Origin of the sequence: Neopusillimonas maritima, assembly GCF_003576595.1 — a bacterium.
Taxonomy (GTDB): Bacteria; Pseudomonadota; Gammaproteobacteria; order Burkholderiales; family Burkholderiaceae_B; genus Neopusillimonas; species Neopusillimonas maritima.
The window spans coordinates 865045-890222 of record NZ_NQOU01000001.1; the positions used below are offsets into that span (position 1 = coordinate 865045).

Below are 25178 nucleotides of genomic sequence, written 5' to 3' on the forward strand. Positions count from 1 at the left end.
TGTCGCCAGGACGAATATCCGTAGCGGGGTTGAAACGGCGCTGGCGGCGACGTTAACAAAATGGAAATGCTCTCACGCCGTGCGTATGGGTATTGACTGCCAGTGGCCACCATCTTGGCGATGTAAGGTTTGCTAGTCACATCCTCCCACTTTTGATTGACAAGGATATTTGACCTCGCTTCGTTAACGACAAGTTAGATTGTCGTTAACCTTTAGGACAATTTGAGAAACAACGGGCTTTGAAGTGCATGGATGATACATAAACGCTGTTGTTCATCAAATTACTAAATTTATTGCTGACAATTAATTTTGATATTAAAATTAATTAAATTATTCACAACAAAACTAGCGCAAACGCCATGCAAGCTCAAGCCTCGGGACTCAACCTCGACAACGCTGTGAACTATCACTACGGCGAGTTCCCTCCAAATTCTATCAACTATGCATCTTTAGTTGCTCAACTGGTCAGTGCCACCGATGCCCTAGCCAGGTACGACCAAATGCTAAAGAACATGCACAACAGTGAGATTCTACTGGCTCCGCTGCGGAACCAAGAGGCAGTCATTTCATCCCGAATGGAAGGCACAGTAAGCACAATGGATGAGATTTTAAAGTACGAGGCTGATTTCGAAGCTGAGGGAGTTGGGGCGCCTAACGCTAGGTCAGAGGTCGTCGAAACATTCTTATATCAGCGTGCGCTGAAAGGGGCCCAGCAAGCAATTGAATCTGGGCAACCCTTAAGTCAACAATTAATCAGAATGGCCCATCAAACATTGTTGTCTTGGGGCCGGGGAGCAACCAAATCGCCAGGTCAATTCAAGACAGAACAGAACTACCTTGCCGACCGTCAGAAAAAGAACATTCTGTTCGTTCCAATCAGCCCGGAACGGCTACAAGACGGCATGGATTTATTGTTCGATTATATTGAGAACAGTAAGGATGTGCCCCTGATAAAAGCAGCTTTATCGCATGTCGAGTTTGAAGCCCTCCACCCTTTCAAGGATGGAAACGGCCGTATAGGACGCATGATTATCACCCTACTTCTGTGGCGCTCGGAAGTTATATCCGCGCCACATTTCTACATTAGTGGTTTCCTGGAAGAGCATAAAGACGAGTATATAGACAGGCTACGGGATGTATCGAAGAGCGGAGAGTGGACCGGGTGGTGCGCATTCTTTCTTGAAGCGGTTGAGAAGCAAGCCTACAGAAACCTGGAGATCTCCGAGAACATACGCACTCTCTACGAAACTATGAAACAGGAGTTCAGTGAGGTACTTGCATCGAAGTGGAGCGTCAATGCCCTAGACTTCGTTTTCACAAACCCAGTATTTCGAAACAGCCGATTCACCCGAACAAGCGGTATACCTTCGGCCACTGCCGCGCGGTTTACTCGGGTACTAGTGGAGAAAAATCTTCTTAGCGTCATTGAGGAACCAGCTGGGCGCCGCCCGGCCCTGTATGCATTCGAGCCATTACTCAAACTGGTACGCGTGTAGGTACGATAAAAAAGCCCTTGGTTCCTAAAAACCAAGGGCTTATATCCTGGCGGACAGAGGGGGATTCGAACCCCCGATACGCTTTGAACGTATACACGCTTTCCAGGCGTGCGCCTTCAACCACTCGGCCACCTGTCCTTTTTCACTATCAACCACCAAAGTGAAGTCCGCCATTCTAACAGAAAAATGACTTCTGCTGCATCAGCCGGCCTTCTGAACGCTTAACATCCGCTCAACATAACGGGCAATGGTATCCACTTCCAGGTTCACCGAATAGCCCGGTTTCAGGTGCTTTAACGTGGTGACCTGCACCGTATGCGGAATTAAATTAATACTAATCCGGCATCCGCCTTGGGCGTCGTCTTGCACGCTGTTCACCGTTAAGCTCACGCCGTTAACGGTAATTGAACCTTTATAGGCCAAATACTTTGCCAGGTGCGGGGGCACGTCAATGCGCAAATCCCACGACTCGCCCACCGGGGAAAACTTTGCCACAGTACCCAGGCCGTCTACATGGCCGGACACCAGGTGGCCGTCCAACGAATCGCCCACGCGCAAAGCGTGTTCCAGGTTCACTTCACCCGGTTTGTCCAACCCGGCTGTTTTATTCAAACTTTCACGAGACACATCCACGTCGAAGCTACTGTCGGTTAAAGACACCACCGTCATGCACGCGCCTTGAATGGCAATGGAATCGCCCAGCTTGGTTTCTTTCAACGGTAAGTCACCGGCGGAAATAGTTAGCCGCACACCCGCATTTTCATTACCTTCCTGCAACGGGGTTACCTGGGTAATGGCCCCAACAGCGGCCACAATGCCTGTAAACATAACTACTCCTGTTACCTGCTAACGAAACGGTGTCGTTAGCTTTACGGTTAATCTAAGTTTGTGGAACTTGGGAAACGCTATGCACCAAGGCCTGCCAGTGCCCCTGGTGCCGCAAACGCAGGCGGATGTCGTCACCCAACGCCGCCTGCTCTACAAACCGGAAATCATCTTGATCGGCTAACGATTGACGCATGGGAATGGTAAACATCCCGCGCCCAGCTCCCAGAATTTTTGGGGCCATATACACCAGCAACTCATCGGCCAGCCCGGCTTCCAGCAACGCACCATGCAAACTGGCACCGCCTTCCACATGCACTTCATTCACGTCGTTATGCCCCATCCATTGCAGCACCGCGGCCAAATCAACACGGCCGTCACGCTCGGGCATCACAACTGTTTGCACTTGCCGCTCGGCTAAACGTTGCGCCTTGTCGGCATCGTGGTGACACGTAAAAATCCAGGTGGGTGAACCGTTTAGAATACGTGCCGTTTCAGGTATTTCGAAACGGGTGTCCACAACGGCACGGATGGGTTGACGTGGGGTTTCAACATCGCGCACCGTCATTTGCGGGTCGTCGGCCAGCACGGTGCGCAAGCCGGTTAACACCACGCTGCTTCGCGCACGCCAATGGTGGCCGTCGGCCCGTGCCTGCGGCCCGGTAATCCATTGCGACAGCCCGTTGGCCAAAGCAATTTGCCCGTCTATCGAAACGGCCGACTTCAACCATACCCAAGGCCTGTTGCGCGTCATGCGCGACACAAACCCTGGGTTCACCTCAAGCGCCTGTTCTGCGCATATAGGCGCTTGCACCTGTATGCCCGCTTCACGCAAGCGACCAAAGCCCTGCCCTGCCACCAGCGGGTTGGGATCCGGCATAGCCACGACCACGCGCGCCGGCTGAGCCTGAACGAGCGCATCCACACAAGGCGGGGTACGACCATAATGACTGCAGGGTTCCAGCGTAACGTAAATGGTGGTACCGGCCACGTTGTGCCCGCGTGTTTGAGCCTGACGCAACGCCATGACCTCGGCATGGGGCCCACCGGCCTGCTGCGTCACACCCGCAGCAAGCAGTTGGTTGTCTTTAACAATTAAACACGCCACACGGGGGTTGGGGGCGGTTAAGTACAACACCTCACGACTTAGCTCAATAGCCAGCAGCATCCAATAGGCGTCGTCGGCGCCGGGGGGGGCCTGATGTTCGGTAAGGGAAGGCTCAACCATAGTGCAAGACGGTACCGGAATTAGCCTTTGATTTCATCAATGGCTTTTACGAATTCGTTAATGTCTTCAAAGCTCTTGTACACCGACGCAAAACGCACGTAAGCAACCTGGTCCAATTTAATTAGTTCATTCATGACCAGTTCACCCAGGAAACCCGAGGGTACTTCACGCTTGCCGCTGGTGAGCAAAGATTCTTCAATACGGGCTACCGCTGCATCAACCTCTTCGGTGCTAACCGGCCGTTTGCGTAAAGCCAGCTTCAAGCTGGCCCGCAACTTTTCAATATCGAATTCCGACCTTGTACCGTTGCGTTTCACCACGGCCGGCATGGTGAGCTCCACCCGCTCATAAGTGGTAAAACGACGGTCACAGGCCGAACAACGGCGACGCCGACGGATGGTGTCGCCTTCTTCCGAAACACGGGAGTCAATAACCTGTGTGTCGGCGCTGTGACAGAACGGGCATTTCATGGTGTGTAACGGCTTGCCCTACCCGCAACAAGCCGACCTTTCCTTGATAAGGTTTAACGATAAACCGGCAAACGCGCAGTAAGCTCGTTCACACGGGCACGTACGTCGGAAATAACGGTTTCATTTTCGGGGTTGTCGAGCACATCGGCAATTAAATGGCCGGTGAGTTCGGCTTCGGCTTCTTTGAAACCACGGGTGGTCATCGCCGGTGTGCCCAGACGAACACCGCTGGTCACAAAAGGTTTTTCCGGATCGTTCGGAATGGCATTCTTGTTAACCGTAATATGCGCTTCGCCCAAAGCTGCCTCAGCCAGTTTGCCGGTAATGCCTTTGGCACGCAAATCAACCAGCATGACATGACTTTCGGTACGGCCGGACACAATACGCAGACCACGTTCCACCAGGGTTTTCGCCAGCACATCGGCGTTTTTCACAACCTGGGCGGCATACGTTTTGAATTCCGGTTGCAAGGCTTCCTGGAAAGCCACTGCCTTACCGGCAATAACGTGCATCAGCGGGCCGCCTTGAATGCCGGGGAAAATGGCCGAATTGATGATTTTTTCGTACTCGGCCTTCATCATAATGACGCCGCCACGAGGACCGCGCAGCGATTTATGCGTGGTTGAGGTGACGAAGTCGGCATGAGGGCACGGGTTGGGATACGCGCCACCGGCCACCAAACCGGCGTAATGGGCAATGTCGACCATGAACAAAGCGCCGTTGTCGTGTGCGATACGCGCCATGCGCTCGAAATCGATACGCAAAGCATAAGCCGACGCGCCACCAACCAGCAACTTGGGTTTATGTTCTTTGGCCAGCGCTTCCAGCTTGTCGTAGTCGATTTCCTCTTTTTCATTCAAACCATAAGGAATGAAGTTATACAGCTTGCCCGACGCATTCACCGGTGAACCATGGGTTAGGTGACCCCCTTCCGCCAAATTCATACCCAGCACGGTATCACCGGGTTTAAGCACCGCCATGTACACACCCTGGTTGGCCTGCGAGCCGGAGTTGGGCTGTACGTTTGCCGCTTCCGCACCGAACAGCGCTTTCAGCCGGTCGATGGCCATTTGCTCCACGATGTCAACATACTCGCAACCGCCGTAATAGCGCTTGCCCGGGTAACCCTCAGCATATTTATTGGTCAGCTGCGAACCCTGCGCCTGCATGACGGCCGGGCTGGTGTAGTTCTCGGAAGCGATCAGCTCGATATGCTGTTCCTGACGAACATTCTCTTTTTGAATCGCGGCCCACAAATCGGGGTCAACTTGATCAAGCGTACGGGAGCGGTCAAACATGAATCAATCCTAAAGGCGCGCAATAAATTGCGATCAGTAAAAGCCGAAATTGTACCGTGGTTTGGCTTTAAGCCGCCGCCTCACGTAACTTCGGGTTAAGGCTGTACAGACCTGTCGTGCTGGCTTTGCCAAGCACATGGCCCTCAATGGCCTGCAGAACGTCGGGACCGGTAAAAGCGTTATCAACCGGAACGGTTTCGATATCCAGCGCGTACACGGTAAAAACATAACGATGCACAATAGCATCGTTCCAGGGCGGGCAAGGGCCGTCGTAACCAAAGTAGTCGCCATTCATGTCACGGTCTTCCGCGAACCATTGCGTGTAGTTATTGGTACCCTGACGTGTATTGTTCGGCGCCACGGGGCCGCCTTTACCGCGCGGTGTAATGCTGTCGCAATACTCCCCCTCTTTAATCTCGCGCACGTTCGAAGCAATATCCACCAACACCCAATGGTAGAAATCAACGCGCGGCAAATCGGCCGGCACTTCGCGGCCTTCCTGATTGACGTCGTCGGGTTTGCTGGGTACGTCGGGGTCGTGACAAATTAAAACAAAAGAACGCGTACCTTCAGGTACATCGGCCCACGCCAACTGCGGATTAACATTGTCGGACAGCGCAATGGGGGCGTTGCTATCGACCTTGCAAAAGGCGTAACGCTCGGGAATCCACTTTTGATCGGCAAATGATGTGCTGCTCAGTTTCATGCAAACCTCCTTGCTTTTGTACCTTGCTTCAGATTAAGCCAGGGTAACGCGTGCGAACTTGCGCTTACCTACTTGAATAACATATGTGCCGGCGCTCAGTTGTAAGGCTTTGTCGTCCACGCGGCTACCGTCAACCTTCACGCCGCCTTGCTCAACATTGCGCTGGGCCTCCGACCCCGATGCCACCAAACCAGCTTCACGCAATACCTTCAAAATACCTTTGGGCGCCCCATCCAGACCCACCTCCGGCATATCGTCGGGTATGACGCCGTCTCGAAAGCGCGCCTCGAAGCGGGCGAGCGCTTCGTGTGCATCCGTTTGCGTGTGAAAGCGGGTCACAATTTCCTGCGCCAGCATCACCTTTATATTGCGCGGATTGGCGCCTTCTTCAACCTGTTTTTGCAACAAACTGATTTCGTCTTCAGAGCGGAAAGACAATAATTCAAAATAACGCCACATAAGGGTGTCGGAAATCGACATAAGCTTGCCGAACATGGAGTCGGGTGATTCAGAAATACCAATGTAATTCCCTTTGGATTTCGACATCTTGTCGACACCATCGGTTCCTTCCAGCAAAGGCATGGTGAGAATGCATTGGGCCTCTTGCCCATACTCTTTCTGCAACTCGCGACCCACCAACAGGTTGAACTTCTGATCGGTGCCCCCCAATTCCAGATCGGCCTTCAACGCCACCGAATCATAGCCCTGCATCAGCGGGTACAAAAATTCGTGCACGGAAATGGGAATACCCGATTTGAACCGCCGGGTGAAGTCTTCCCGTTCCATCATCCGGGCTACGGTATAGCGCGAGGCAAGCTGAATCATGCCGCGCGCACCCAACGGATCGCACCATTCAGAGTTGTAGCGAACTTCCGTGCGCTCCGGGTCCAGCACCAGGCTGGCCTGGGCGTAATAAGTTTGGGCGTTTTCCTGAATTTGCTCGGCCGTTAGAGGCGGGCGGGTGGCATTGCGACCACTGGGATCGCCAATCATGGACGTAAAGTCGCCAATGAGAAAAATAACGGTGTGCCCCAAGTCTTGCAACTGGCGAAGTTTATTCAAGACCACTGTATGGCCCAGGTGAATATCAGGTGCGGTGGGGTCCAAACCTAACTTGATCCGTAATGGCTGGCCCGTTTCACGACTGCGTGCCAATTTTTTTACAAATTCGCTTTCTACCAACAACTCATCGCATCCTCGCTTAACTACGCGCAAATCTTCTTCTAATTCAGGGGATAAAGTGACTTCTGTGGATGACATGACGTTACCGTAAAAAAATTTGCAAAAAAATACTCGAAAAAAGCAAGTGAATGCGATAGCATATCGTGTTAATACAACACGCATCCGTTGCAAACCCACCACGCTCTTTCCATTGCTGGCCAAGCACCCAGTTGAGGCTCTGTTGCGAGCCCCCTATTTTCTTGGCCCGCACGCTTTCTTGCAGGGTTTGCAAACTGCATTAATACCTATTTTAAGCTTTGATTCGCGCAACTTGCGCTGGAACAAACCTTACCTGAAGCCGAATATGCCCAGAAAGCACGCAGACAAACCCACGCATCATTACATTACCGGTGGCCTTGTGCTTGTAGCACTAGGCCTTTTTGCCGCCGCCGGGGCACTGGCCGTCGTGAAGCCTATCAGCGAATCAACGCCGCCAGTATATCAAGCCCGCGAAACGCTCAGCCTTCCCTCCCCTTTCCCTGAACCCGGCCAAATTGCCAATTCAGCGCCTTTTATCGATGAAACACGCATTCAACCGGGCGATACCTTGGCTGCTTTATTGCAACGCCTGAATGTTCAGGAAGCCAATCTGCAGCAGTTCCTTATCCAGAACAAAGATGCTCGCTCTATTTACAAGTTGTATCCCGGGCGTACGGTACAGGCTGCGCTGAATGCCGATGGCAGCATGAAATGGCTGCGCTATTACCATACCCCAGGCACCAAAGACAACGGGGAATTCGTTTCAAAATGGCTGGAAATCCGCCCCGACAACGACAACGGCTTTGTGGCCCTTGAGCTGGCGGAAGCCACCGAAACCCAAATGCGAATTGCGGAAGGGGAAATTGTTTCATCGCTGTTTGGCGCAACCGATGCGGCCGACATCCCCGATGCCATCACATTCCAAATGGCCGAAATTCTGGGCAGCAAAATCGACTTTATTCGCGACCTGCGTAAAGGCGATCGTTTCCGTCTGGTGTATGAAACCCATTCCCATCAAGGCAAGGAAGTGGGTTCCGGCCGTATTTTGGCGCTGGAGTTCAACAACGGCAAAAAAACCTATGACGCCATTTGGTTCGAACCCGAAAATGGCTCGGGCGGCTATTATGATTTCGACGGCAAAAGCCTGAAAGGCGCGTTCTTGCGCAACGCACTGAAGTTTTCACGCGTCAGTTCCAATTTCGGCAAGCGACGCCACCCCATTCACGGTAGCTGGCGCAGCCACAATGGGGTCGATTACGCCGCGCCCACCGGAACCCCCATTCATGCCACCGCCGACGGCGTTGTGCAGTTTGCCGGCAAACAGCGCGGCTTTGGCAACATTATTATTCTGAAGCACAAAAACAATATCACAACGTATTACGCCCACCAGCACCGTATTGCCAAAGGCATTCGCAAGGGTACACGTGTTGAACAAGGCCAACTAATTGGCTATGTAGGTTCAACGGGTTGGGCCACCGGGCCGCACCTTCACTACGAGTTTCGTGTGAACGGCAAACCGGTTGATCCCTTATCCATCGACCTTCCCGTTGCTGAAGCACTTACCAAAACTCAAATGGCGGCTTTCCAGTCGACCCTGGATAACTATCGCAACCACTTCACTTTACTGGCCGCACTGCAAGACGCAGGCCAAAGCGGTATCGACAGCGAAATGCAGGTTGCCCAAGCTGGAAATAACTAAGGTTTGAAACCAGTGGCCGGGCATTTGTATATTGGCCTAATGTCCGGCACCAGCACCGACGGCGTCGATGCGGTGCTGGCGGATTTCGCCACCCCCTCCCAACCCAAGCTCATCAAAGCAGTTGCGCTGGCCATGCCGCCCAGCCTTCGCACCACACTGCTTGCGCTTAACTCCCCCGGAGACAATGAATTGCATCGGGCGGCTGAAGCAAGCCTGGCGTTAGCAAAGCTTTACCACACCGCGTGCGTACAACTGTTGCAGGCGACACATTTCACCGCAACCGACATCCGCGCAATTGGCGCCCATGGGCAAACCGTGCGACACCGACCCGACTTGGGCTTCACAATCCAGCTCAACGCTCCCGCCCATCTGGCTGAAGCAACAGATATCGATGTCATTGCCGACTTCCGCTCTCGTGATATTGCTGCGGGCGGGCATGGAGCACCACTGGTTCCCGCCTTCCATCAGGCGCTACTTTCGAATGCCACCCGACGCACAATCGTTAACCTGGGGGGCATCGCCAATATCACTCGACTACACCCGGGCAAACCCGTAACAGGCTTCGACACGGGGCCCGCCAATGTTTTAATGGACTACTGGTGTGAGCGCCATATGAAACAACCTTTCGACGCCCATGGGGCGTGGGCGGCGCAAGGCATGGTATCGAACGATCTACTTGAATATTTAATAGGTAGCGAACCGTGGTTTGCCAAAGCACCGCCGAAATCAACCGGTCGTGATTTGTTTAACGCAAATTGGCTTACCCAGCGGCTGGAAGAATGGACGGGCTCAAATAATAACGTTTCTTTGCGCCCAGTCGATGTTCAGGCCACATTGTTGGCTCTAACAGCAAAAACCGTCGCCACTTCCATTGAGTGTTACGCATCCGCCACGCAAGAGGTATTAGTGTGTGGAGGCGGCGCCTTAAATGACACGCTGATGCAGGTATTACAAGCCCAATTAAAATGCCCAGTTCGAAGCACCTCGGAACTGGGCATAGATGCGCAACATGTAGAGGCTCTGGCTTTTGCATGGCTGGCCTGGGCCTATGACACAGGCCACAAAGCCGCTTTACCCGACGTAACGGGCGCGCGGCACCCCACTATTCTGGGCTGCCGCTACTACGCTTAACGCAACCTGCCCGGCTTAAGCCGCGAACGAAGAGCCGCAGCCACAAGTTGACGTGGCATTCGGATTACGAATAACAAACTGAGCCCCTTCGAGATCGTCTTTGTAATCGATTTCAGCGCCAAACAAATACTGGAAGCTCATGGGGTCGATTAATAACTGCACGCCTTCCTTGTCGATTGCGGTGTCATCTTCGTTGATCACTTCATCGAACGTAAACCCATACTGGAAACCCGAGCACCCTCCGCCCTGCACGAAAACCCGCAATTTGAGCTCGGGGTTACCTTCTTCAGCCAACAGATCTTTTACCTTGGCCGCAGCGGCGTCGGTAAACACCAAAGGAGGAGGTGGGGTTTGCAAATCGACGGATTCAGTCACATTGCTCATTTGATACTCCAGTGCGGCGCATGCCGCGTTAATCATTCATGAACACATCATGAAGTTTCATCGGTTTCGGTTGAGGCGTCGGGGCCGGGAAAGTTAACAGACCGGGAAACCCGAACCGCCCCTTCTTCAATAATATTCAGCGTAACAGAGGTAAGACTTAAACCTTCCGGCATACTTAGCAAGCCTTCCAAACGCTGGAACTGGTCGAAGCTTACGGGAAGAGGCTGCGCAGTACTTGCCGCGACCGACGCTTCACCAGCCTGACCGGTTGCTGGGTTTAACGCTATTTTAACGCTTTCACCATTTTTTTCTCCATTAGCCACAAACTCAACATGGCCATTAAACTCACTGCCAGGCTGCGCGTTGCGCGTTAACAGTACACGATACGCCAGAAATGCACCGTTCGGTTGAATACTAAGCGCTCGAATACTCACCGAACCAGACGGCCCAGGCGGCAAGAGCTGATCATAAAAAGCCAACCGTTCGTTCGCTTTGGCCAAGTCGCCCTGAGCACGCTGAATCGATTCTTCCAGGCTACGACGTGTACTCTGCTCTACCGACAACCGGCTTTGCAATGCCTCTTTCTCGGCGGCCAACTTGGACATGTCGTAACGCAGTTGGGCAACTGTGATATCGAAATCGGTTTGAAGGTTAGCGTACTGCTTGGCAGCCTGGCCCAACTGAGTATGCTGACCCGCAGCAAAACCCAACCCCATGGCAACCACCCAAACCAGCACCCATGTGACACGCTGCCAGAACGTCGAACGTTTGGCGGACCGACGTTTCCCCGCAGCGTTTGATTGTTTGCTACCCATGCAGATTTTGACCGCCAAAAGAATAAAGAGTTCCGGCCCAACCCTGCTTAAACACGCTCTGTGCCGGCCACATTACTAAGGCAAAACAGCTACCAGGTCCAAACCGGTAGTTTCAGGCAAACCAAACATCAGGTTCATATTCTGAACCGCCTGCCCGGATGCCCCTTTCACAAGGTTATCCTGCACGACCAAAATAATAAGCTGACCCGGGTTAGGACGCTGCAGCGCAATTCGAAGCTGGTTTGAAGCGCGCACCGAACGCGTTTCCGGCGCGCTACCGGCCGGCATGACATCAACAAAGGGCTCACCGGCATAATGTTGCTCGTACAAAGCCTGGAAGTCTGTGCTCTGGGCGTCGGGCTGCACACGCACGTAAATTGTTGAAAACATGCCCCGAATCATGGGCACCAGATGCGGCTGAAAAGTAAGCTGCACTGCGCCCCCGGCAATCCCTTCAAGCTGCTCGGTGATTTCAGGGTGATGACGATGCCCGCCTACGCCGTATGCCTTGAAATTATCACTGGCTTCGGAAAACAGGGTAGGCACAGACGCCTTGCGCCCCGCACCAGACACCCCCGATTTGCAATCGGCAATAATGTAGGAAGGGTCGATTAAACCCTGCCGGCGCAACAATGGCAACAGCCCGAGCACTACGGTGGTAGGATAGCAACCAGGGTTACCAACGACCCGCGCATTGGCAATTTTTTCGCGGTTTAACTCTACCAAACCATACACCGATTCGGCCAGAATATCAGGGCATGTGTGGGGCATGTTGTACCACTGCTCGAATGCAACCGTGTCTTGCAAACGAAAATCGGCGGCAAGGTCGATGATGCGGACACCATGATCCAACAAGCTTTTGGCCTGCTCCATGGCGACACCGTGCGGCGTGGCAAAAAACACAACATCACACTGCTCAAGCGGTGATGTTTCAGGCGTGGTAAAGCACAGGTCAACATGGCCACGCAAGTTAGGATACATCTGCGCGACCGGCATTCCTTCCTCTTTGCGCGACGTAATTGCAGTGAGCTCAACATTGGGGTGGCAAGATAACAAACGCAGCAACTCAACGCCGGTGTAACCCGTACCACCAACAATACCCACTTTGATTTTTTTGCCGTTAACTGCTGCCATGCTGAACCCCAAAAAAAGAAACTAACGCCATTATGCAACGACGCGAACGCAATCTAAAAACCACCGCGACATTCTCAGCCTACCCCTGCCAACCCGCGCGAGCCAAAATGCCAAAAGCCCCGGCGGCGCCAGGGCTTTTGTGTGGGGAGGCCGGAAGGCCGCCCTGAAGGCACCACGAAAATTAACGCTTGCTGAACTGCTTACGACGGCGGGCTTTGTGGAAGCCCACTTTCTTACGTTCAACTTCACGCGCATCGCGTGTTACCAACCCGGCCTGCTTAAGCACCGACTTCAGCGTTTCATCGTAATCGATGAGCGCACGTGTAATACCATGACGCACCGCGCCCGCCTGACCGCTCTCACCGCCACCATGCACATTGATGTGAAAATCGAACGATTCGAGATGGTTGGTAAGCTCGAGCGGCTGACGCACGACCATGCGGCCGGTTTCACGAGCGAAGTATTCATCAACAGGCTTACCGTTGACAACGATGTTGCCTGAACCTTTTTTCAAGAACACACGAGCGACTGACGTTTTGCGGCGCCCGGTTCCATAATTCCAATTACCGATCATGACCTGTCCTTAGATTTCGAGCGGTTTAGGCTGCTGAGCAGAATGGGGGTGCTCGGCGCCGGCGTAAATCTTGAGTTTCTTGGCCATGGCGTAACCCAGAGGGCCTTTAGGCAACATGCCTTTCACGGCTTTCTGGAGAGCACGACCGGGGAAACGTTGCTGCATTTTCTCGAAATTGGTTTCGGTAATACCGCCGGGATAACCCGAGTGACGATAGTAGCGCTTGTCGAGCGCCTTATTACCGGTAACGACAATATCGGCTGCGTTAATAATGACGATGTAATCGCCGGTGTCAACGTGTGGTGTGAATTCTGGTTTGTGCTTGCCGCGCAGGCGACGTGCAACTTCGCTGGCTACACGCCCAAGGACTTTACCCTTGGCATCAATCACGTACCAGTCACGTTTGACTTCATGCGGCTTGGCCACGAAGGTCTTCATGATGGTTCCTAAAAAAATAAAAAAACTGGGTCAAAGCGTTGTTCCTCGCCCGTACCCTTACCTAGAAAAGCCCACAATCATAGCATAAATTATTGTTTTTGCGTAGCTATTGCTGCTTTGCCCGGTTCAGCGCGCGGTTCAGGTAACTGTCGTAACTGCCCTCAGCCAGCCTGAACCAGGGAATGGTTTGATCTCGGAAGCCCATGTAGTTGTCGTACACCTTTTTGAACTGCGGATACTTGGCATTAAATTCGGCATACACTTCCTGTGCTGCGTCGTAACACGCATCGAGCACCTCAACAGGGAAAGCCCGCAATTCGGCCCCACTCGCCACCAGGCGCCGCAAAGCATTCGCGTTGTGTGCATCGTAATCGGTTAATAATTGCTGACCGGCATAACGCGAAGCCAGTGCAATCAACGATTGGTATTGCTTAGGTAATTCAGCATACGCTTTCTCGTTCACATATAACGACACCTGGGCGGAGCCTTCCCACCAGCCGGGGTAATAGTAGTACTTGGCCACGCGTTGCAAACTCAACTTTTCATCATCCAGTGGACCCACAAACTCGACGGCATCAAGCGCCCCTTTTTCAAGCGAGGGGTAAATGTCGCCCGGCGAGATTTGCTGCGGAATAACGCCCACACGTGACAACACTTCGCCGGCAAAACCTGCCGTACGCATTTTCAAACCTTTCAGGTCGGCCACCGACTTGATTTCCTTTCGGTACCATCCGCCCATTTGGGTGCCGGTATTTCCCATGGGGAAATTCACGATATGCCGTGGCGCAAAAACCTCACGCATAAGCTTCAGGCCATCACCCTGATCCATCCAGGCGTTCATTTGGCGAGCATTCAAGCCAAATGGAACAGCCGTATCAAAACAAAGCGTAGGGTCTTTCCCGTAATAGTAATAAGAGGCGGATTGACCACAATCGACGGTACGGTTGCCAACGGCATCGAGCACGCCAAAACCCGGCACGACCTCGCCGCCGGGATACAAGCGAATAGTGAACTGCCCCCCGGAGGCCTCTTCAATCATTTTGCAAAAAACTTCAGCCGACCCGAACAAAGGCGGCAAATTCGGCCCATAGGTTGACGCCATTTTCCAACTGATTTTAGGGTTCTGTTGCGCCATCGCCGGCGCTGCAATGGCGGCTGTGCCTGCCACTGCACCCAACCCTGCCTTACCCAGAAAAGCACGACGTTTCATTTTGATTATTCTCCGAAAAATAAACGACGATGAATGGCAACCGTTTTACTGACCCGCCACGGACATACGCTCAATAAGGATAGACCCCGTTGTTTTGGATCCACGTGTGATTGTGTCGGCGCCGACCGCTGCAATTTGACGCAACATATCAGCCAGATTCCCGGCGATGGTGAACTCTTGCACCGCATGGGAAATTTCCCCATTTTCCACCCAGTAACCAAACGCGCCGCGCGAATAATCACCCGTCACATAATTTACGCCTTGGCCGATCAGTTCGGTGACCAGCAGGCCGGTTCCCAATTTGCGCAACATGGCACGAAAGTCGTCATTCGGGTCGGTAAGACGCGAAGACAAAACCAGATTGTGCGACCCGCCTGCATTACCGGTTGTTTCCATCCCCAATTTACGTGCTGTGTAGGTGGACAAGAAATAGCCATTCAACACGCCGCCGGTAACCACATCGCGCGCTGTGGTGCGCACACCCTCATCGTCGAACGGTGAGCTGCCCATACCACCGGGAACATGTGGGTTTTCTTTTACGTCGAGATGGTCGGCCATAACCGGCTTGCCTAATGCATCAAGCAGGAAACTGGCGCGGCGATATAGCGCCCCGCCACTGGCGGCCTGCACCAAAGACCCTAACAAACCAACGGCCAGGGGCGCTTCAAACAGAACCGGATATTTTCCGGTTTTGATACGACGCGCCGACAAACGCGCCAAACTGCGGTGAGCAGCATAACGCCCCACCTTCGACGCTTTGGCCAATTGTTTTGGATCACGCGACGCTGAATACCAATAATCGCGCTGCATATTTTCGCCTTGCCCGGCTATGGGCGCCACCGAGATGCCATGACGGGTGTAAGGAAAACCGCCCATGAAACCCCGCGTATTACCCAAGACAAAATGACCTTCGAAAGTGCTTACCGACGCGCCGTCGGTATTGGTAATCAGCGGACTGACTTCGCGTGACGCTTTCTCGGCCTTCAAAGCTTTTCGAACCGCTTTTTCGGTTGATAAATCCCAGGGTTTGTAAAGACCCAGATCAGGATACTCAAACGCCAGGAAATCCGCCTCGGGCAACCCGGCCGCCGGGTCGGTCGCCGTGTACTTGGCAATATGCCATGCCGCATCAACGGTTTCCCTTAGTGCTTTTCTGGAAAAATCGGATGTTGAAGCCGAACCCCGCTGTGTGCCGGCAAATACCGTTACATCAAGCGAGCGATCTCGGGTTTGCTCAACCGTTTCAATATCCTGATTACGAACAGAAACAGACAAGCCCCGCGTTTCGGAGACCTCGGCGGCGGCATCGCTGGCACCCAGGGAACGGGCATAGTCGAGCGTTTCGGCCACCAGCTCCTGAAAGCGAGCCTGATTCTTTTTAACCGGTAAATGAAAATTGGATTTTTTGCTCATTACATCCCTTCTTGTTTAACGCAGTTATCATATCGCTAATTCCACGATCTTATCTTTTACCAGGCATGACAAACGACCCCGAAACATCTGAAAGCGAATACGACGGCCCCAGCAAATCACAGGTCAAGCGCGAAATGCATGCATTGTTAGACCTGGGCAAACAATTGGTCGACCTTTCCGCGGACCGCCTGAAGCAGTTACCGTTATCGGAAAAGCTGCTTGATTCGATTCGGCTGGCGCAGCGTATCAATAGTCGCGAAGGCCGACGACGACAAATTCACTATGTCGGCAAGCTCATGCGCGAGGCCGACGCCGACGCCATTCGACATCAACTTGATGTTTGGGAAAATGGCTCGCGCGAAGAAGCGGCGGCCATGCATCAATTGGAAGCCCAACGTGATCTGCTTCTACAAGATGATCACGCACTTACGGAACTGCTTGCTGAATATCCTCAAGCAGATGTACAACACCTGCGAGCACTGATTCGGGCAGGACGAAAAGAACAGGAAGCCAACAAAAACCTGCAACCAGGCCAAGCCCCTAAACGCAAGCATTATCGGGCTTTGTACCAAGAGTTAAAAACACTGCAGCAAACCAACCCTTAACGCGCTATAAAGCTACCAAAATATATTTGAACTACAAAAACCTGTACTCATGAACGAATTCACAACACAATTAGATTCAATTGAGCTTGAAACCGGCAAGAGTCCGACACACGCGGTAATTTGGCTACACGGCCTGGGCGCCGACGGTAACGATTTCGCCCCCATCGTGCCAGAACTGGGTTTGGCGCCCAGCCCACAAATCCGATTTGTCTTCCCGCATGCACCCGTTATACCCGTTACCATTAACCAAGGCATGCAAATGCGCGCCTGGTACGACATTAAAGACAGCAGTATCGGCCGTCGGGAAGACGAAACCGGCATTCGGCAATCAGAGCAAATCATCCGCGCGTTGATTGCGCGCGAAAATGCGCGCGGCATCCCAACCCGAAATATTATGCTGGCCGGGTTCTCGCAGGGCTGTGCCATGACACTGCAAACGGGCTTGCGGCTGGAAGAACAACTGGCGGGCTTACTATGTCTCTCCGGTTACCTGCCTTTGGCCGAAACGGTCGAGACGGAACGCCATCAGGCCAACCAAACCACGCCCATTTTTATGGCGCACGGCACACAAGACGCAGTGATTGATCTTGAGCGCGCGAAAGCATCATGCACGCAATTACAACAACTGGGCTACAACGTTGAATGGAAAACCTATGGCATGCCTCATTCAGTATGCCTGGAAGAAATTCGCGATATCGCCCAATTCTTCGCGCGCCATTTTGCCCAAACCTAAGCGCTTCAAACCCGACCGTGCACTATAACGACAGCCAAACACGACGCAAGGTGGGGTCGTCCTCATCAACATCGTTCTGAAAGCCCATGCGTGTCATTAACCCAAGCATGGGCCGGTTCGCCGCCAGTACAAACCCTTCAATGTAGTCAAGACGCTGATCGCGAGCCACTTGCAACAAACCTTGCAGCAGCTCTTTACCCAACCCATGTCGCTGCCAATTGTCGGCAACCACCAAAGCATATTCCGCACCTCGGCCGTCGGCGTTCCGCAAATAATGCGCAAAGCCGATAATCTCCTCCTGCGGATGCCCCCGATGCTCAGGATTGGGCAACTGTACCGTCGCCACTAACGCCAACTCCCGATCGTAATCAATCCGGGAATAGCGCGCCAGCATGCTGGGCGTCAGTTCGCGCAACATGGAAACAAAGCGCATGTAACGTGACTCATCGGAAAGTGCACGCACAAAACGTTGCAATGGCTCTGCATCTTCCGGCCGAATGGGGCGCATCAACCAGGGCCGGCCATCGACAAATTGCTTTTCCTGCACCAACTGACGCGGGTAAGGATGAATAGCCATATGGCCATACCCCGACTGCTCCGGCAAAGCCGTCAAACACGAAGGCGCTACGTCAATGTGCACTGACTGCGCAAACAGGCGCGTATTTCCGGCCCACAGGGGATCAATAAGAATATGTTGAATCTCGGGCAGCATGCACACCATGTCGGACAAGCGCTCAAGCGCGTCCTCCAGGCTTGCCTGGGCTGCCGGACTGATCTGATGTCGTAATGCGCGCCGCCAAACCACACTGCGCTCGATAATTTGCCGGGCCAAAAAACTATTAAGCGGAGGTAAATCAACCGCTCTGTCGCGCGACGATATAACCGTGCGACCACCGGAGCCAAAGTTAATGAACGGGCCGTACTGGGCGTCATGCCCAACACGAATCGCCATGGGCACATCGTCAACATGACTTAACCCGGGGAAATCGTCGTGAGTCGAAAGCAATTCAACCGGCACGTCGAAACAGCCCAACAGCTGAACACATTCCTCAAACTCAAGCGTGGTTCTTTGCGCTTGCAACACGGCCTTGATCAATCGGCGAGCCTGATCGACCTGGGGCGGTTGATTCAAAGGCTCAGGAGGGAGCGTTTGTTGCGACAACACCTGGTTGTAATGATAGGTGGCCAGCACACCAAAGGCATTTATCGCAGCCTCCGGCGTACGAAACGAAGGAATACCGGCTTCATCGAGACGGTGCCGCAAAGGGCGCATGGTGGCCTCGCCCATTAAGCATGCCATAACGGGTTTCGCCGCACTGGCGGCAGTATGGGCCAGTTGTGCAACAACGGCTGCCATATCCACCCGTTGGTCGGGTGCCAGCAAAACCAGAATACCGTCGACACCCACATCGGTTGTTAAGGACGTTAAAACCTTTCTCATGGTTTCCGGTGTAAGTGCCACACGCGTTACCACTGGATTGGCAACCTGTGCTGCATCTTCCAGCGATTCTGCCAACGCCTTTTGAGTTTGCAACGACAACTCAGCCCGTTGTACCGCCGCGGCAACGCCCATAATATCGAGTGCAAGCTGCGGTGGCCCACTGCCATTGGATACAACCGCAATGCGCCGGCCTTTGGGGCGTACAGGGCTTCTTAATACCTTAATGGCTGAAAACAACTGTACAAAATAAGGGATGCGCACCGCGCCGGCGCGCCGCAACAACGCATTGAATACGGCATCGCTTTCCGAGTTGGGGTTGCGTGATCCGCCGCCGGCTTTCAACACCACCACCGGCTTAACCGCTGCCGCCGCACGCAACGCACTGAACAACGCCCGCGGCGAAGGCACCTGTTCAAGATAAACTGCAATACTGTCGGTTCGGGAGTCAGTGGCCAGATAATCGAGCAGGCGGGCCAGTGTCAGATCGGTTTCATCTCCCATGGATGCCACTGTGGAAAACCCCAGATTTGCATCGCGCGCCCAATCGAGCACAGCACTGACAATGGCCTCCGATTGCGACACCAAAGCCACTTTCCCCGGCAACGCCAAGTCGGAAGAGAGGCTGGCATTCAACCCAAGATGGGGCCGCTGGATGCCCAGTGTGCGGGGCCCCAACATGACACAATCATGTTCACGTGCCCACTGAACACAAACCGCACAATCTTGCCCCGGCGTGGCGGAAGGCGATGGTGGAGAAAGCACGATAAGTGCACGAGGGCGATATCGCTCCAAAGCATTCAATGTTTTCGGTAACGCATGATATGGCAGGGCCAGAACGGCCAGGTCAAGACGCCGCCCCGACGGCACGCCGGCCAGATCTTGCGGCCACTGCGCAGGAGCCGAGTCTGACCAAACAACATGCGTTTGATGCCGCGCCAAACGCCCCAGCGAGGCAATTGTTTTCATGGGAAGCGCGGCAGGCCCCACAACCAGCACTGAAGCGGGATCAAACAAGGCGGCAAGGCGATGACGAAGCATGACGACGGAAGCTTACTTTAAAATAGACCCATTATTCCTGAATACACGTGCGCACAGTGTGCACCAAGCAAAGCCTAAACATAATCTATGAGCTCGTCTACCTCCCAAACCATCCGTACCCGTTTCGCCCCCTCTCCCACCGGCTATCTGCATCTGGGCGGGGCTCGCACAGCGCTTTTTTCATGGGCTTTCGCACGTCATCACAATGGTGTGTTCGTCTTACGTATTGAAGACACCGACATTGAACGCTCAACACCCGAAGCGGTTCAAGCCATTCTGAATGGGATGGACTGGCTCGGAATGCAACCCGATGAAGGCCCCTTCTACCAAATGGAGCGGGTGGAGCTGTATCGAGACGTGATTGAACGCATGCTGAACGAAGGCCATGCGTATTATTGTTACAGCAGCCCCGAAGAAGTGAACGCCATGCGTGAAAAGGCACGTCTGGCCGGCTTAAAACCCCGTTACGACGGAACCTGGCGACCTGAACCCGGTAAAACATTGCCCCCTGTGCCGCAAGACCGCAAACCGGTCGTGCGTTTCAAAACCCCCCAGGACGGAGCAACAAGCTGGAACGACCTCGTTAAAGGCCCCATCAGTATTGACAATAGCGAACTGGACGACTTGGTTATTGCACGCGCCGATGGCACGCCCACATACAATTTTTGTGTCGTTGTCGACGACTGGGATATGCAAATCACCCACGTTATTCGCGGCGATGACCACATTAACAACACCCCGCGTCAGATTAATATTTTGCGGGCGCTGGGCGGCACACTGCCTCAGTACGGCCACGTGCCCATGATTCTCGGTCCCGACGGGGAAAAACTCTCCAAACGCCATGGGGCGGTTAGCGTCATGCAATACGATGACGACGGCTATTTACCCGAAGCGATGGTGAATTATCTGGCGCGCCTGGGCTGGAGCCACGGTAACGATGAGGTTTTCTCGCGCGAGCAATTCATTGAGTGGTTTGATACGCGCAACCTCAGTAAATCAGCAGCGCAATGGGATCCAAAGAAACTCAATTGGGTCAATGCACACTATATTCGTGAAAGCAGCAACCAAAGGCTGGCAGAGAAAGTGGCGCCCCGCATCGTAAAGCTCGACGGCAACCCCGAAGCAGTTGATCTGGAAGCTGTCATGGGATTACTTAAAGAGCGCGCGGAAACTTTGAACCAATTAGCCGAAGAGGCCATGTTGTTTTGTGGCCCCTATATTCCCGCCGACGCAGAATTAAAGCAGGAACACCTGACTCCGGAAGCGTTAACCGTGTTAGCCGATTTCGCCGGCCAGGCGGCAACACTGCCGGAATGGACAACACCGGCGTTATCAGACCTGATTAAAACGGTGTTGAAACAACACAACCTGAAAATGCCGAAACTGGGTATTCCGCTGCGGGTAGCCGTAACGGGTCGCAAACAAACCCCGGCAGTTGACGCTGTATTAAGCCTGCTGGGGCGAGAAACCGTTTTAAAACGGCTGGCCGCGACGCTGGAAAACCGTTAAAAGGGTAAACGGTAATCATTGGGCATGCGCTTTAACAAGAAAGCGCTTTGCCCTTCCCTCAGCTTAAGTTGGCCCGACCCTTGCAAGGCGTAAGGATAACGATTCACATAGATAGGGTCATTGGCTTCGACCCACGCGCCATTCGACTTCAAGGTTCGCAGAACCAATTCGCCGGTAGAGGCGTCGCGTTGCCAACAGCCGGTTTCCCGCAACGACTGCGCCGGCTTACCCTTGCGTTGCAGGCGCTCGGCGTACGACATGGTCCCATCGGGGTGTAAATTCATCCAAACCTGAAATGAGCCGGCTACCCCTGCCTGATTGCGCTGACCCAACCAATTGCCTGCCAGATCGATATTACCGGACGGCTCACACTTTATTTCAGACGTATGCACCGGCTGCTTGGGCATCGGGGCACAACCCACTACCAACAGCGCCGCAATCGGGCTTAAGAGCAGCGAACGAATTTTCATTCCAGACATGGCCGAATTAATCCAATACAAATAAGTAATAAAGCACTGTCAGACTATTATGACGCCCGGCAACCCAAGCGCATAAAAAACACCGTCATGACAATACATTGAGGCATTTGCAACGGAATTGCAACAGCCCCCACGCGCTTGCCCTAAGACTTTTTTGAAATAAACCTTATATAGTTGTTTACCCTGCTTGCTTCGCCCTTCCCATAACACTACAATTAGTGCTTGAAACATCTCAAACCACTACATATAGTGGTTGATGACAAAAACCTGAAAGCAAAAAAACTCTATCTTTTCAACGCGTTTTTTCCGCGTTTTCACGATCCACCGTTATCTGACACACGTTTTCGCCGGCCACCTTCGTCGGCGGTTACAGGAGCCATCCATGCAAACAACCCTATCAGAACACCACCCTGAGACTCCGCCCAGCGCGCCCGCCGCCGAACGGAAAACCAGTGGCCAGCAAAACAGCCCATGGCAGAATTTCAGTGTTATTCGACGCAATGGTGCAGTCGTTTCCTTCGAGCCCAATAAAATCAGCGTAGCCGTCACCAAGGCTTTTCTGGCTGTTAATGGCGGGCAAAGCGCAGCTTCGGCGCGCGTTCGTGAATTGGTGGAACAACTCACTTCACAGGTTGTTAATGCGCTTATACGCAACCGGCCCGGTGGCGGTACTTTCCACATTGAAGACATCCAGGACCAGGTTGAACTGGCACTGATGCGCTCTGGGGAACACGATGTCGCCCGCGCCTACGTACTGTACCGTGAAAAGCGGGCCCAGGAACGCGCCCGAAATGCACCCGAGCAGGCCGCTCCCAACACACCGGCCCTGAACGTTACCGACAACGGCGTCGTACGCCCTCTTGATATCGAACGCCTGAAAGAGACCATTGAAGCGGCCGGTGTCAACCTGCCCATTCAAATCGACAACGACGCCATCCTGAACGAAACCATTAAAAACCTTTACGACGGCATCCCCGCCGAAGAGGTTTATAAGTCGGCTATTTTGTCGGCTCGCTCCATGGTTGAAAACGACCCGGCGTACAGCCAGGTTACCGCACGCCTGCTCTTGCATACGATCCGTATTGAAGTCCTGGGCGAAGAGGTTTCTCAAGCAGAAATGGAAACCCGCTATGCCGAGTATCTGCCCAAATTCATTAAAACCGGTATTGAAAATGGTTTGCTCGACGACAAACTGGGCCAGTTCGACCTGCCCAAGCTTGCCGCCGCCCTGAAAGCCGAACGCGACAACCAGTTCACCTATCTGGGCCTTCAAACACTTTACGACCGTTACTTCCTGCACGTTCGCGGCCGTCGCATCGAACTGCCCCAGATCTTCTTCATGCGTGTGGCAATGGGCCTGGCACTGAACGAAATCGACCGCGAAGCACGCGCCATCGAGTTCTACAACGTGTTGTCTTCTTTCGACTTCATGAGCTCCACACCCACCCTGTTCAATTCAGGCACACTGCACTCACAACTGTCTTCGTGCTACCTCACCACCGTGTCCGACGATCTGGTGGGCATCTACGACGCCATCAAGGAAAACGCACTGTTGGCCAAATATGCCGGCGGCCTGGGCAACGACTGGACACCGGTACGTGCTTTGCGCAGCCATATTAAAGGCACCAACGGCGAAAGCCAGGGGGTTGTACCGTTCCTGAAAGTAGTGAACGACACCGCCGTTGCCGTGAATCAAGGCGGCAAACGAAAAGGCGCGGTGTGTGCCTACCTGGAAACGTGGCACCTGGACATCGAAGAGTTTCTGGAATTGCGCAAGAACACCGGCGACGAGCGCCGCCGTACACACGACATGAACACGGCGAACTGGATTCCCGACCTGTTCATGAAACGCGTTATGGAAAACGGCGACTGGACACTCTTCTCGCCCTCCGACGTTCCCGACCTGCACGACAAATACGGCCAGGAGTTCGAGGCTGCTTATATTGGCTACGAAGAAAAAGCTGCCCGTGGCGAGCTGCCGCTACACAAAACCATTCCGGCGACAACCCTGTGGCGCAAAATGTTGTCGATGCTGTTTGAAACCGGCCACCCATGGCTCACTTTCAAAGACCCTTGCAACATCCGTTCGCCTCAGCAACACGTGGGTGTCGTTCACAGCTCCAACCTGTGCACTGAAATCACATTGAACACCAACGAATCGGAAATTGCAGTCTGCAACCTGGGGTCGGTTAACCTGGCCGCCCACTTGAAGCCAGGTGCTGACGGCGCTTACGAGCTCGACCACGACAAACTCCAGCGCACCATTAACGTGGCCATGCGCATGCTCGACAACGTCATCGACATCAACTACTACGCAGTACCCAAAGCCCGTAACTCCAACGTACGCCATCGCCCGGTCGGCATGGGCATTATGGGCTTCCAGGACTGCCTGCACGTTATGCGCGTGCCCTTTGCATCGAACGACGCCATCGAGTTTTCCGATCGCTCAATGGAAGCCGTGTGCTATTACGCTTACCAGGCATCCAGCAAGCTCGCTGCCGAGCGTGGTCCATACGCCAGCTTCCGCGGCTCGTTGTGGGATCGCGGCATCCTGCCCCAAGACACACTGAAAATGTTGCGTGAACAGCGTGGCGGCTATGTGGAAGTCGATGAAAGCAGCACGCTCGATTGGGATTCCTTGCGCGCTCATATCCAACAGCACGGCATGCGCAACTCCAACTGCGTTGCCGTTGCCCCCACCGCTACCATCTCCAACATTATTGGTGTGTCGCCCTGCATCGAACCCAACTATCGCAACCTGTATGTGAAGTCGAACCTGTCAGGCGAATTTATCGTCGTGAACGACGCTTTGGTACGCGACTTGAAAACACGCGGCCTGTGGGACGAAGTCATGGTGTCCGATCTGAAATATTTCGACGGCAGCCTGGCCCGCATCGACCGTATCCCTGAAGACCTGCGCGAACTTTATGCAACGGCTTTTGAAATTGACCCAAGCTGGGTGGTTGAGTGCGCTGCACGACGTCAGAAATGGATCGACCAGGCACAGTCTTTAAATATTTTCATGGCCGGTGTATCGGGTAAAAAACTCGACGCCACCTACAAGCTGGCCTGGATTCGTGGTCTTAAAACCACTTACTACCTGCGCTCCAGCGGTGCCACCAATGCCGAAAAATCAACCGGTCGTGGTGGTGAACTGAACGCGGTTTCCAGCCATTCGTCAGGGGCATCCTCTTCCGCTTCTGCGGCGGCATCGGCGGCAACTGAACCGGCCGCCCTTGCACCCACGGCAAACTTGCCGGAAGCCGAGGTCGTTGGTACGGTATGCACATTACGACCGGGTGACGATGGTTTCGAAGAGTGCGAGGCATGCCAATAAGGCTTTAGCCTTGAA

The 25178-nt window shown here is 53.6% G+C and carries 22 protein-coding genes and 1 tRNA gene; 7 read left to right on the forward strand and 16 right to left on the reverse strand.

Going from position 1 to position 25178, the window contains the following annotated elements; all coding sequences use genetic code 11:
• Positions 1-359 precede the first annotated feature (359 nt).
• Positions 360-1496, forward strand: coding sequence for a Fic family protein (locus CJO09_RS04245; protein WP_119441198.1), 1137 nt, complete (start codon positions 360-362; stop codon positions 1494-1496).
• 47 nt (positions 1497-1543) lie between these two features.
• On the opposite strand, the gene CJO09_RS04250 is transcribed toward CJO09_RS04245, so the two are convergent.
• From CJO09_RS04250 to tyrS, 7 genes are all read right to left on the reverse strand, one after another.
• Positions 1544-1634 (reverse strand) — tRNA-Ser (locus CJO09_RS04250).
• Positions 1635-1697: 63 nt separating this feature from the next.
• Positions 1698-2324 (reverse strand): riboflavin synthase, encoded by a 627-nt coding sequence (locus CJO09_RS04255; protein WP_119441199.1) that lies wholly within the window; start codon positions 2322-2324, stop codon positions 1698-1700.
• 52 nt (positions 2325-2376) lie between these two features.
• A complete protein-coding gene (gene ribD / locus CJO09_RS04260; RefSeq protein ID WP_245961213.1) occupies positions 2377-3549 on the reverse strand; it encodes a bifunctional diaminohydroxyphosphoribosylaminopyrimidine deaminase/5-amino-6-(5-phosphoribosylamino)uracil reductase RibD in 1173 nt (390 codons plus the stop codon).
• A 20-nt stretch (positions 3550-3569) separates the two neighbouring features.
• On the reverse strand, positions 3570-4019 hold the full coding sequence (gene nrdR, locus CJO09_RS04265) for a transcriptional regulator NrdR (protein WP_119441200.1): 450 nt from the start codon (positions 4017-4019) through the stop codon (positions 3570-3572).
• Positions 4020-4072: 53 nt separating this feature from the next.
• Positions 4073-5317 carry a serine hydroxymethyltransferase gene (gene glyA / locus CJO09_RS04270; protein ID WP_114421234.1) on the reverse strand — a complete coding sequence of 415 codons (1245 nt, stop codon included), beginning with the start codon at positions 5315-5317 and terminating at the stop codon, positions 4073-4075.
• Positions 5318-5384: 67 nt separating this feature from the next.
• The gene (locus tag CJO09_RS04275) at positions 5385-6023 is read right to left on the reverse strand and encodes a YbhB/YbcL family Raf kinase inhibitor-like protein (protein WP_119441201.1); all 639 of its coding nucleotides are present in this window, start codon (positions 6021-6023) and stop codon (positions 5385-5387) included.
• Positions 6024-6056: 33 nt separating this feature from the next.
• The gene (gene tyrS, locus CJO09_RS04280; protein WP_119441379.1) at positions 6057-7283 is read right to left on the reverse strand and encodes a tyrosine--tRNA ligase; all 1227 of its coding nucleotides are present in this window, start codon (positions 7281-7283) and stop codon (positions 6057-6059) included.
• Between the two features lie 46 nt (positions 7284-7329).
• Between tyrS and CJO09_RS04285 the strand changes: the two genes are divergently transcribed.
• Both CJO09_RS04285 and CJO09_RS04290 read left to right on the forward strand, forming a co-directional pair.
• Positions 7330-8922, forward strand: coding sequence for a M23 family metallopeptidase (locus tag CJO09_RS04285; RefSeq protein WP_391523621.1), 1593 nt, complete (start codon positions 7330-7332; stop codon positions 8920-8922).
• 12 nt (positions 8923-8934) lie between these two features.
• Positions 8935-10053 (forward strand): anhydro-N-acetylmuramic acid kinase, encoded by a 1119-nt coding sequence (locus tag CJO09_RS04290; protein ID WP_119441202.1) that lies wholly within the window; start codon positions 8935-8937, stop codon positions 10051-10053.
• Positions 10054-10068: 15 nt separating this feature from the next.
• Here CJO09_RS04290 and erpA read toward each other — a convergent pair whose 3' ends face one another.
• The 7 genes from erpA to pmbA all read right to left on the reverse strand — a co-directional run bounded on the left by erpA (position 10069) and on the right by pmbA (position 16021).
• Positions 10069-10437, reverse strand: coding sequence for an iron-sulfur cluster insertion protein ErpA (gene erpA / locus CJO09_RS04295; RefSeq protein WP_114421370.1), 369 nt, complete (start codon positions 10435-10437; stop codon positions 10069-10071).
• A 47-nt stretch (positions 10438-10484) separates the two neighbouring features.
• Positions 10485-11252, reverse strand: a complete 768-nt coding sequence (locus CJO09_RS04300; RefSeq protein ID WP_119441203.1) for a DUF6776 family protein — start codon at positions 11250-11252, stop codon at positions 10485-10487.
• Between the two features lie 75 nt (positions 11253-11327).
• Positions 11328-12386: an N-acetyl-gamma-glutamyl-phosphate reductase gene (argC, locus tag CJO09_RS04305; protein ID WP_119441204.1), complete on the reverse strand. Its 1059-nt coding sequence runs from the start codon at positions 12384-12386 to the stop codon at positions 11328-11330.
• A gap of 181 nt (positions 12387-12567) precedes the next feature.
• A complete protein-coding gene (rpsI, locus tag CJO09_RS04310) occupies positions 12568-12960 on the reverse strand; it encodes a 30S ribosomal protein S9 (RefSeq protein WP_119441205.1) in 393 nt (130 codons plus the stop codon).
• 9 nt (positions 12961-12969) lie between these two features.
• Entirely contained in the window at positions 12970-13398 is a 429-nt protein-coding gene (gene rplM, locus CJO09_RS04315) for a 50S ribosomal protein L13 (protein ID WP_114421239.1), read from the reverse strand.
• A gap of 106 nt (positions 13399-13504) precedes the next feature.
• Positions 13505-14608 (reverse strand): TRAP transporter substrate-binding protein, encoded by a 1104-nt coding sequence (locus tag CJO09_RS04320; RefSeq protein ID WP_119441206.1) that lies wholly within the window; start codon positions 14606-14608, stop codon positions 13505-13507.
• A 45-nt stretch (positions 14609-14653) separates the two neighbouring features.
• A complete protein-coding gene (pmbA, locus tag CJO09_RS04325) occupies positions 14654-16021 on the reverse strand; it encodes a metalloprotease PmbA (RefSeq protein WP_119441207.1) in 1368 nt (455 codons plus the stop codon).
• Positions 16022-16086: 65 nt separating this feature from the next.
• Between pmbA and yjgA the strand changes: the two genes are divergently transcribed.
• Positions 16087-16626, forward strand: coding sequence for a ribosome biogenesis factor YjgA (gene yjgA / locus CJO09_RS04330; RefSeq protein ID WP_119441208.1), 540 nt, complete (start codon positions 16087-16089; stop codon positions 16624-16626).
• Positions 16627-16675: 49 nt separating this feature from the next.
• Positions 16676-17359, forward strand: a complete 684-nt coding sequence (locus CJO09_RS04335; protein ID WP_119441209.1) for an alpha/beta hydrolase — start codon at positions 16676-16678, stop codon at positions 17357-17359.
• Positions 17360-17381: 22 nt separating this feature from the next.
• Here CJO09_RS04335 and CJO09_RS04340 read toward each other — a convergent pair whose 3' ends face one another.
• A complete protein-coding gene (locus CJO09_RS04340) occupies positions 17382-19838 on the reverse strand; it encodes a bifunctional acetate--CoA ligase family protein/GNAT family N-acetyltransferase (RefSeq protein WP_119441210.1) in 2457 nt (818 codons plus the stop codon).
• A gap of 87 nt (positions 19839-19925) precedes the next feature.
• Here CJO09_RS04340 and gltX point away from each other — a divergent pair, with 87 nt between their 5' ends.
• Complete coding sequence (gene gltX / locus CJO09_RS04345; protein WP_119441211.1) at positions 19926-21347, forward strand: glutamate--tRNA ligase; 1422 nt, start codon at positions 19926-19928, stop codon at positions 21345-21347.
• On the opposite strand, the gene CJO09_RS04350 is transcribed toward gltX, so the two are convergent.
• Complete coding sequence (locus CJO09_RS04350; RefSeq protein WP_147404898.1) at positions 21344-21826, reverse strand: hypothetical protein; 483 nt, start codon at positions 21824-21826, stop codon at positions 21344-21346. The genes gltX and CJO09_RS04350 overlap by 4 nt on opposite strands.
• 382 nt (positions 21827-22208) lie before the next feature.
• On the opposite strand from CJO09_RS04350, the gene CJO09_RS04355 reads away from it, so the two are divergent.
• Positions 22209-25163 (forward strand): ribonucleoside-diphosphate reductase subunit alpha, encoded by a 2955-nt coding sequence (locus CJO09_RS04355; protein ID WP_119441213.1) that lies wholly within the window; start codon positions 22209-22211, stop codon positions 25161-25163.
• The last annotated feature ends 15 nt before the right edge of the window (positions 25164-25178 follow it).

Bases quoted from the DNA above. Each gene is read 5' to 3' on its own strand.
- CJO09_RS04245 (WP_119441198.1), top strand. From the start codon at position 360: ATGCAAGCTCAAGCCTCGGGACTCAACCTCGACAACGCTGTGAACTAT.
- CJO09_RS04255 (WP_119441199.1), bottom strand. From the start codon at position 2,324: ATGTTTACAGGCATTGTGGCCGCTGTTGGGGCCATTACCCAGGTAACC.
- ribD (WP_245961213.1), bottom strand. From the start codon at position 3,549: ATGGTTGAGCCTTCCCTTACCGAACATCAGGCCCCCCCCGGCGCCGAC.
- nrdR (WP_119441200.1), bottom strand. From the start codon at position 4,019: ATGAAATGCCCGTTCTGTCACAGCGCCGACACACAGGTTATTGACTCC.
- glyA (WP_114421234.1), bottom strand. From the start codon at position 5,317: ATGTTTGACCGCTCCCGTACGCTTGATCAAGTTGACCCCGATTTGTGG.
- CJO09_RS04275 (WP_119441201.1), bottom strand. From the start codon at position 6,023: ATGAAACTGAGCAGCACATCATTTGCCGATCAAAAGTGGATTCCCGAG.
- tyrS (WP_119441379.1), bottom strand. From the start codon at position 7,283: ATGTCATCCACAGAAGTCACTTTATCCCCTGAATTAGAAGAAGATTTG.
- erpA (WP_114421370.1), bottom strand. From the start codon at position 10,437: ATGAGCAATGTGACTGAATCCGTCGATTTGCAAACCCCACCTCCTCCT.
- CJO09_RS04300 (WP_119441203.1), bottom strand. From the start codon at position 11,252: ATGGGTAGCAAACAATCAAACGCTGCGGGGAAACGTCGGTCCGCCAAA.
- argC (WP_119441204.1), bottom strand. From the start codon at position 12,386: ATGGCAGCAGTTAACGGCAAAAAAATCAAAGTGGGTATTGTTGGTGGT.
- rpsI (WP_119441205.1), bottom strand. From the start codon at position 12,960: ATGATCGGTAATTGGAATTATGGAACCGGGCGCCGCAAAACGTCAGTC.
- rplM (WP_114421239.1), bottom strand. From the start codon at position 13,398: ATGAAGACCTTCGTGGCCAAGCCGCATGAAGTCAAACGTGACTGGTAC.
- CJO09_RS04320 (WP_119441206.1), bottom strand. From the start codon at position 14,608: ATGAAACGTCGTGCTTTTCTGGGTAAGGCAGGGTTGGGTGCAGTGGCA.
- pmbA (WP_119441207.1), bottom strand. From the start codon at position 16,021: ATGAGCAAAAAATCCAATTTTCATTTACCGGTTAAAAAGAATCAGGCT.
- yjgA (WP_119441208.1), top strand. From the start codon at position 16,087: ATGACAAACGACCCCGAAACATCTGAAAGCGAATACGACGGCCCCAGC.
- CJO09_RS04335 (WP_119441209.1), top strand. From the start codon at position 16,676: ATGAACGAATTCACAACACAATTAGATTCAATTGAGCTTGAAACCGGC.
- CJO09_RS04340 (WP_119441210.1), bottom strand. From the start codon at position 19,838: ATGCTTCGTCATCGCCTTGCCGCCTTGTTTGATCCCGCTTCAGTGCTG.
- gltX (WP_119441211.1), top strand. From the start codon at position 19,926: ATGAGCTCGTCTACCTCCCAAACCATCCGTACCCGTTTCGCCCCCTCT.
- CJO09_RS04350 (WP_147404898.1), bottom strand. From the start codon at position 21,826: ATGTCTGGAATGAAAATTCGTTCGCTGCTCTTAAGCCCGATTGCGGCG.
- CJO09_RS04355 (WP_119441213.1), top strand. From the start codon at position 22,209: ATGCAAACAACCCTATCAGAACACCACCCTGAGACTCCGCCCAGCGCG.